The sequence below is a fragment of the Methylopila musalis genome, from assembly GCF_042679725.1.
Taxonomy (GTDB): domain Bacteria; phylum Pseudomonadota; class Alphaproteobacteria; order Rhizobiales; family Methylopilaceae; genus Methylopila; species Methylopila musalis.
Genome location: NZ_JBHTMX010000168.1, coordinates 1 through 6,242, shown reverse-complemented (window position 1 = coordinate 6,242; position 6,242 = coordinate 1). Strand labels below are relative to the sequence as shown.

6 protein-coding genes, 1 other RNA gene and 1 pseudogene are annotated in these 6,242 nt (G+C 71.9%); 4 read left to right on the top strand and 4 right to left on the bottom strand.

Annotated features, from left to right (window positions below; genetic code table 11):
* Both ACFQ4O_RS13980 and ffs read right to left on the bottom strand, forming a co-directional pair.
* A partial coding sequence (locus tag ACFQ4O_RS13980; protein WP_378776363.1) for a DNA polymerase III subunit gamma/tau occupies window positions 1–1,221 on the bottom strand: 1,221 nt, incomplete at its 3' end.
* 77 nt (window positions 1,222–1,298) lie between these two features.
* Window positions 1,299–1,396, bottom strand: an RNA gene (gene ffs, locus ACFQ4O_RS13975) — signal recognition particle sRNA small type.
* Between the two features lie 68 nt (window positions 1,397–1,464).
* Between ffs and nudC the strand changes: the two genes are divergently transcribed.
* The 4 genes from nudC to ACFQ4O_RS13955 all read left to right on the top strand — a co-directional run bounded on the left by nudC (window position 1,465) and on the right by ACFQ4O_RS13955 (window position 5,068).
* A complete protein-coding gene (nudC, locus tag ACFQ4O_RS13970; RefSeq protein WP_378776361.1) occupies window positions 1,465–2,397 on the top strand; it encodes an NAD(+) diphosphatase in 933 nt (310 codons plus the stop codon).
* 167 nt (window positions 2,398–2,564) lie between these two features.
* Window positions 2,565–3,257: a TetR/AcrR family transcriptional regulator gene (locus tag ACFQ4O_RS13965; protein ID WP_378776359.1), complete on the top strand. Its 693-nt coding sequence runs from the start codon at window positions 2,565–2,567 to the stop codon at window positions 3,255–3,257.
* A gap of 91 nt (window positions 3,258–3,348) precedes the next feature.
* Window positions 3,349–4,557, top strand: a complete 1,209-nt coding sequence (gene rlmN / locus ACFQ4O_RS13960) for a 23S rRNA (adenine(2503)-C(2))-methyltransferase RlmN (RefSeq protein ID WP_378776356.1) — start codon at window positions 3,349–3,351, stop codon at window positions 4,555–4,557.
* Window positions 4,558–4,606: 49 nt separating this feature from the next.
* Window positions 4,607–5,068 carry a hypothetical protein gene (locus ACFQ4O_RS13955; protein WP_378776354.1) on the top strand — a complete coding sequence of 154 codons (462 nt, stop codon included), beginning with the start codon at window positions 4,607–4,609 and terminating at the stop codon, window positions 5,066–5,068.
* 227 nt (window positions 5,069–5,295) lie between these two features.
* Here ACFQ4O_RS13955 and rplS read toward each other — a convergent pair whose 3' ends face one another.
* Window positions 5,296–5,709: a 50S ribosomal protein L19 gene (rplS, locus tag ACFQ4O_RS13950; protein WP_378776352.1), complete on the bottom strand. Its 414-nt coding sequence runs from the start codon at window positions 5,707–5,709 to the stop codon at window positions 5,296–5,298.
* 78 nt (window positions 5,710–5,787) lie between these two features.
* A pseudogene (locus ACFQ4O_RS13945) lies at window positions 5,788–6,242 on the bottom strand (tRNA (guanosine(37)-N1)-methyltransferase TrmD); the annotation flags it as partial.

Here is a 6,242-nt window from a genome sequence, read left to right as displayed (position 1 = left end):
GCGCGAGCCGCCGCCTCCCCCGCCGCCCGGCGGAGGAGAAGCCGGGATGGCCGGCGTCTCGCCGCCCCTCAGCATGCGCAGCGCCTCGTCCGGCGTCGGCAGGTCGGCGGCGTGAGCGAGGCGCACCAGCACCATGTCCGCCGCCTGCGCCGGCTTCGGCGCCACCTGCACCTCGGCGATCCCCTTCAGCAGCATCTGCCACGCGCGGGAGAGCGCGCGCATGGTGACGCCCTCGGCGAAGGCGCGGCCGCGCACCCGCTCGGATTCGCTCACCGCCGGATCGTCCGCGGCCTGGGGCGCGAGCTTGATCCGGGTGACGAGGTGGATGGTTTCGGCGAGGTCGGTCAGCACCGCGACGGGATCGGCGCCCACGTCGTACTGCCGGCGGAACAGATCGAGCGCCTCGCCGGCGTCGCCGCGCATGGCGGCCTCGAACAGGTCCAGCACGCCGGCGCGGTCGGCGAGGCCGAGCATGCCGCGCACGGCCTCCGCGCTCACGTCGCCCTGCCCGTGGGCGATGGCCTGATCCAGCAGCGAGAGCGAATCGCGTACCGAGCCTTCCGCCGCGCGCGCGATCACCGCGAGCGCCTCGTCCTCGATCGTCACCTGTTCGGCGTCGCAGACGCGCTTCAGGTGTCCGGAGAGCTCGTCCGCGGCCACCCGCCGGAGCGAGAAGTTCTGGCAGCGCGACAGCACCGTCACCGGCACCTTGCGGATTTCGGTGGTGGCGAACACGAACTTCACATGGGGCGGCGGCTCCTCCAGCGTCTTCAAGAAGGCGTTGAAGGCGCTGGTGGACAGCATGTGCACTTCGTCGATGATGTAGACCTTGTAGCGCGCCATCACCGGCGCGTAGTGCACGGTCTCCAGGATCTGGCGCACGTCGGCGACGCCGGTGTGGGAGGCGGCGTCCATCTCCACCACGTCCACATGGCGCGATTCCATGATCGCCTCGCAGTGGACGCCGGGGGTCGCCAGATCGACGGTGGGGCCGCCCTGCCCGTCGGCGGTCTCGTAGTTCAGCGCGCGGGCGAGGATGCGGGCGGTGGTGGTCTTGCCCACGCCGCGGACGCCGGTGAGGATCCACGCCTGCGCGATCCGGCCCGAGGCGAAGGCGTTGCGCAGGGTGCGCACCATCGGCTCCTGGCCGATCAGGTCCTCGAAGCGCTGGGGGCGGTACTTCCGGGCGAGAACGCGGTAGGGCGACGGCGCGGAAGTCATGCGCCGCCCCTGAGGCGGCGGGCGGAATGGTCGCGGCCTGCCGTCATCGAGCGCCTCGTCACGCGATCGGTGGAAGAGGTGGGAGGTCGGACGACGACCCGTATCGGTCTCGTTGGGGCTGCTTCCTTTCGGACCTGACCCGGTTGGCGAGGAACACGCCCATCGCCAACCTCCCGCGCGCTATATGGACCGCGAAGGGGGCGCCTTGCAAGGCCCGCCATCCGTTCCGGAGACGCATGTCCCATGCCCGATCTCGCCGACCTCGGCTACGCCGGCCTCGCGCTCGACCGCTGCGGCGAGCGCCGCGACGCGTCCGGCTTCCTGGAGGGCGTGGCGGCGGACCCGGCCGCCGGGATCGTGCTGTTTGCCGGCGACCGCCCGGCGCTGCGCCCAGAGGGAGACGGTCTCGCCCCGCTGTTCGACCGCGACGCGGCGGCGGGCATGGGCGCGGCCGGAGCGGAGGTGTTTCTGGGGCTCGATCCGGACGGGCGGCCCTGTTTCGCCCGCCAACACCCGGCGGAGGCCGCGGACCGGCTTCCCGACGCCCTCTTCGAGGACCTGCGGACGGTGGCGAGCGACGGGCGGCTCGCGGGTTCGGCGCTCGCGCTGGTCGGCTACGCCCGCGCCATGCTGGCCTGGCACGCCCGCAACGGCTTCTGCGCCAATTGCGGCGCGCCGACCCGCATGGAAAGCGGCGGCTGGCGGCGCGGCTGCCCGGCCTGCGGCGCGCTGCATTTTCCGCGCACCGACCCGGTGGCGATCATGCTCGTCACCCATGGCGGGCGCTGCCTGCTCGGCCGGCAGGCGCGGTTTCCGCCCGGCGTCTGGTCCTGCCTCGCGGGCTTCGTGGAGCCGGGCGAGACGCTGGAGGACGCCGCCCGCCGGGAAATCTTCGAGGAGGCGGGCGTCATCGTCGGGCCGGTCTCTTACGCCTTCAGCCAGCCGTGGCCGTTTCCCTCCCAGCTCATGCTGGGCGTGACGGCGGAGGCGCGGGGCGACGCGCTGACGCCGGACCTTTCGGAGCTGGAGGCGCTGCGCTGGTTCTCCCGCGACGAGGCCGCCGCCCTGCTCGCGGGCGATCACCCGGACGGCCTGCGCGCCCCGCCGCCCGCCGCGATCGCCCATCACCTGCTGCGGCTGTTCGTGGAGCGGGAGACGGCGGGGCGGACCCCATAACCTTGGCCGTGTGTCCCCTAACCCCGGTCGGCTACATGGCGGTCGATCCATGCGCCGGACGGCGCGATCGAACGTCGCGGCCCCTTTTGACCGAACCGTTCGGTCACTAGCTATATCTTAAGCGAAGATGTAGATTGCCGCCGAACCCTTCAGGAGCGACCGCGAGGATGACCTCCCTTCACGCCGTGGAAGGCGCTGGCGCGCCGACCGCGCGCACCGACCCGGACGCGCCGCAGGGCGACGCCCCCGTGGACGATCGGCTGGACAGCGCCAAGCGCCGCCAGATCATCGAGGGCGCGCGGGCGGTGTTCCTCGCCCATGGCTTCGACGCCGCCGCCATGGGCCGCATCGCCGCCGCCGCCGGCGTCTCCAAGGGCACGCTCTACGTCTATTTCGACAGCAAGGAAGAGCTGTTCGCGGCCCTGGTGCGCGAGCAATGCGCCGGGACCGCCGAGCGGCTGTTCGAGCTTAACGCCGAAAACCACGACGTGCGCGACGTGCTGCGGCGCCTCGGCCTCAGCTTCATCGAGGCCATGGTGGAGCCCTCCCATGTGGCGACCGTGCGCATGGTGATCGCCGCCGCCGACCGGAAGCCGGACATCGGGCAGCTGTTCCTGGCCTCCGGCCCCCGCGCCGGCGCCGCGCGCCTGTCGGCGTGGCTCCGCGCCAAGGTGGCGCAGGGCGAGCTCGCCGTCGCCGACCCGGAGCTCGCAGCGTGGCACTTCCTCACCATGTGCCACTCCTCGGTGATGATGCCGGTGCTGATCGGCGGCGAGGCCCCGCCCCCGCCCGAGCGGGTCGCCTATGTGGTGGATCAGGCGGTCGACGTGTTCCTGTCGGCCTACGGTCCGAAGGGCTGACCAGCCCCCGCGCCGCCGCCGGTTCGCCATGGTGCGGTTTTCGTGCTATGCGTCGCCGCCTCCCGACACTGACCGACCGTTCCGCCCGCCCATGACCACGCTCGATCTCGCCCGTCGCAACGCCAACGCCGCGCCGATCCTCGGCGCCCGGGCGGAGGCGGAGCCCTGGACGCCGCCGGCGCCCTCGCTCGCGGGCCTCACCCGCGCGCGCCTGATGGAGTCGCTCGGCGAGGCGGGCGTGCCCGAGCGCCAGCTGAAGATGCGCTCGGCCCAGATCAACCACTGGGTCCACAACCGCGGCGCGGCCGAATTCGGCCACATGACCAATGTGTCGAAGGACCTGCGCGCGCTGCTGGCCGAGCGTTTCACGCTGGCGCGGCCCGAGATTGTGACCGAGCAGATCTCCGTGGACGGCACCCGCAAGTGGCTGCTGCGCCTGCCCCCCGCCGGCCGCCACGACCGCGGCGCGGAGGTGGAGACGGTCTACATTCCCGAGGAAGGCCGTGGCACGCTGTGCGTGTCCAGCCAGGTCGGCTGCACCCTCACCTGCTCGTTCTGCCACACCGGCACCCAGACCATGGTGCGCAACCTGACCGCGGCCGAGATCGTCGGCCAGCTTCTGGTGGCGCGCGACCGCCTGGGCGACTGGTCGGAGGGCGCGAGCGAGGACGGCCGGCTTGTCACCAACATCGTCTTCATGGGCATGGGCGAGCCGCTCTACAATCTGGACGCGGTGCGCGACGCGATCGAGGTGATCGCCGACGGCGAGGGCCTCGGGCTCGGCCGCCGCCGCATCACCGTCTCCACCTCCGGCGTCGTGCCGCAGATGAAGCGCCTCGGCGAGGAGACGGGCGCCCAGCTCGCGATCTCGCTGCACGCGGTGCGCGACGACCTGCGCGACGTGCTGGTGCCCATCAACAAAAAGCACCCCATCGCCGAGCTGATGGAGGCCTGCCGGACCTATCCGGGCGCCTCCAACGCCCGCCGCATCACCTTCGAATATGTGATGCTGAAGGGGATCAACGACAGCCCGGCGGAGGCGCGCGAGCTGGTGCGCCTGCTGAAGGGCGTGCCGGCCAAGATCAATCTCATTCCGTTCAACCCCTGGCCCGGCACCGACTACGAGTGCTCGGACTGGGAGACGATCGAGCGCTTCTCGGAGATCGTGTTCCGCGCGGGCTACGCCAGCCCCGTGCGCACGCCCCGCGGCCGCGACATCGCCGCCGCCTGCGGCCAGCTAAAGTCGGAGACCAAGCGCCTGCGCGCCAAGGAGCGCATCGCGCTCGAGGCCGCGGAATGACCCTCGCCGGCGCGCCGCGTCCGGCCCGCGGCCGCACCGGCTGAGCGCCGTGCTGGCGCGGATCGCCGGACGCCTGATGATGGCGCCGCTCGGCTTCGTCTGCGGGCTGACCGTCGGCTTCGTGGCGCTGGCGGTGATCTCCAGCAACCATTTCGGCGACGTGCTGCTGTTCCCGAACGAGGTCGCCCTGTTCGGGATGGACCTCACCCTCGGCTTCTGGACCGCCGCCCTCGTACTCGGACCGTTCATCGGCGCGCCCGCGGTGGTGGCGGTGCTGATCGGCGAACTGTTCGCGATCCGCTCCTTCGCCTATTACGCGCTGGCGGGCGCCGCCACCGCCGTGCTGCCCTGGGCGGCGCTGCCGTCGGGCGTGGACGGGCCGCTGTTCTCCATGGCCGACATCGCCGCCTGCGGCGCGGCCGCCGGCCTCGCGCATTGGCTGGTGGCCGGGCGCGGAGCCGGCGTGATCACGGACGAGCCCCCCGCGCCGCCGCCTCCCCCCGCCGCCTGAGGCGAGCACGCGCAGCCTTCCACTCTTTTCGATTCTCAACGGACAGACGCAGCCCGCCGCGACAGCCGGTCCGCGTGTGCGAACGGCGCACGGACGACGACGCCCGCAGAGCAGGACGTCAAAACGCGCAAAAGCGACGCGGCCCGTTTCGGGGCCGCGTCGCTTTTATATCTCAGGGCATGCGATGACCGGCCGCCTTGCGCGGCCGCCGGATCAGCGCCGCAGAATCACTTGCCGGCGGCGACGGCCTTCTTGCCGCCCTTGGCCAGCGCCTTCTGGCTGCGATCCTGCTTCTCGGCGATGCGGGCCGACTTGCCGCGACGATCGCGCAGGTAATACAGCTTGGCGCGACGGACCTTGCCGCGGCGCACCACCTTCACGCTGTCGATCAGCGGCGAGAACAGCGGGAACACGCGCTCCACGCCTTCGCCGTAGGAAATCTTGCGCACGGTGAAGTTCTGGTTCAGGCCGCCGCCCGAGCGCGCGATGACCACGCCCTCATAGGCCTGCACGCGCACGCGCTCGCCTTCCTTGACCTTCACATTGACGATGACCGTGTCGCCCGGCGCGAAATCAGGGATCTCGCGCACGGCGGTCACAACCGCCATCTGCTCCTTGTCGAGCTGTTCGATGATGTTCATAGCGTCGTCTCCGCGTCTCTCGCTTCGGCCGCGAGGCGCACGAGAAGTTTCAGGGGAATCTCGTGAGTGGCCGGTCTACTACTCGATCTCGCTGGCTTTGTCGACGCCCCCCGTCGTCCGGGCGACATATTTCGCCCAAAGGTCGGGGCGGCGCGCGCGGGTGTCCGCCTTGGCGCGCAGGGCCCGCCAGCGGGCGATGGCCTTGTGGTCGCCGGACAGCAGCGCCTCGGGCAGGCCCCGGCCCTCGAACTCACGCGGCCGCGTGTAATGGGGATGCTCCAGCAGGCCGCCCTCAAAGCTCTCGTCGTCGCCGGAGGCGTGGTCGCCCATGACGCCCGGCAGCAGCCGCACGCAGGCGTCCAGCAGCAGCAGCGCGGCCGCCTCGCCCCCGGACAGCACCACGTCGCCGACCGCGACCTCCTCCAGTCCCCGCGCCTCGATCACCCGCTGGTCCACGCCCTCGAACCGGCCGCAGATCAGCGCGACGCCCGGCCCCGCCGCCAGCGCCCGCACCCGCGCCTGGGTCAGCGGCG